Source organism: Streptococcus sp. (assembly GCF_019414905.1).
GTDB lineage: Bacteria > Bacillota > Bacilli > Lactobacillales > Streptococcaceae > Streptococcus.
Genome location: NZ_DXLC01000146.1, coordinates 1 through 1488 on the forward strand (window position 1 = coordinate 1; position 1488 = coordinate 1488).

The 1488-nt window shown below is 40.8% G+C and carries 1 protein-coding gene; it reads left to right on the top strand.

Annotated features, from left to right (window positions below):
- Positions 1-203: 203 nt before the first annotated feature.
- The coding region (locus QZ359_RS04525) for a U32 family peptidase (protein WP_045607117.1) at positions 204-1488 on the top strand (1285 nt) is incomplete at its 3' end.

Below are 1488 nucleotides of genomic sequence, written 5' to 3' on the forward strand. Positions count from 1 at the left end.
ATCATTGGATACTGGTTTTTACTTTTCTAGACTTTTTGGCTACTTGTTAAAATTGGTTTATATTCGATAGTTTAACAATTATTATACAAAGCTTAAAAGATTAGAATTGTCAAAACAATTTATCTAGGCTTGATTTTATCACTTATTTACTATAAAATGAGAAGGAAAAACGTCAAACTTTTATATTGCAAATAGGAGAAAACATGACAAAAACATTAAAACGTCCTGAGGTTTTATCACCTGCAGGAACTTTAGAGAAGCTAAAAGTAGCTGTTCAATATGGAGCAGATGCTGTCTTTATCGGTGGTCAGGCCTATGGTCTTCGTAGCCGTGCCGGAAACTTTACTTTCGAACAGATGGAAGAAGGCGTACAGTTTGCGGCTAAGTACGGTGCTAAAGTCTATGTAGCTGCCAATATGGTTATGCACGAAGGAAATGAAGCTGGTGCTGGTGAGTGGTTCCGTAAACTGCGTGATATCGGGATTGCAGCAGTTATCGTATCTGACCCAGCTTTGATTATGATTGCAGCGACTGAAGCACCAGGTCTTGAAATCCACCTTTCTACCCAAGCAAGTGCCACCAACTATGAAACTCTTGAGTTCTGGAAAGAACTGGGCTTGACTCGTGTCGTTTTGGCGCGTGAGGTTTCAATGGAAGAATTGGCAGAAATTCGCAAACGTACAGACGTTGAGATTGAAGCCTTTGTTCATGGAGCTATGTGTATTTCCTACTCAGGTCGCTGTACGCTTTCAAATCACATGAGTATGCGTGATGCTAACCGTGGTGGTTGCTCTCAGTCTTGCCGTTGGAAGTACGACCTTTACGATATGCCATTTGGGAAGGAACGTAAGAGTCTTAAAGGTGAAATTCCTGAAGAATTTTCAATGTCAGCCGTTGATATGTCTATGATTGACCATATCCCAGATATGATTGAAAACGGTGTGGACAGTCTGAAGATCGAAGGACGCATGAAGTCTATTCACTATGTTTCAACAGTAACTAACTGTTATAAGGCGGCTGTTGATGCTTATCTAGAGAGTCCAGAGAAGTTTGAAGCTATCAAGCAAGACTTGATTGATGAGATGTGGAAGGTTGCCCAACGTGAATTAGCAACAGGTTTCTACTACGGTACACCATCTGAAAATGAGCAGTTATTTGGTGCTCGTCGTAAAATTCCTGAGTATAAGTTTGTTGCTGAAGTGGTTTCTTATGATGATGCGACACAAACAGCAACTATTCGTCAACGGAACGTTATTAACGAAGGAGACCAAGTTGAGTTTTATGGCCCAGGTTTCCGTCATTTTGAAACGTATATCGAAAATTTACATGATGCCAAAGGCAATAAAATAGACCGCGCTCCAAATCCAATGGAACTCTTGACAATCAAAGTCCCACAACCTGTTCAAGCTGGAGACATGGTTCGAGCTCTTAAAGAAGGTCTCATCAATCTTTATAAGGAAGATGGAACTAGCGTCACAGTGCGTGCTT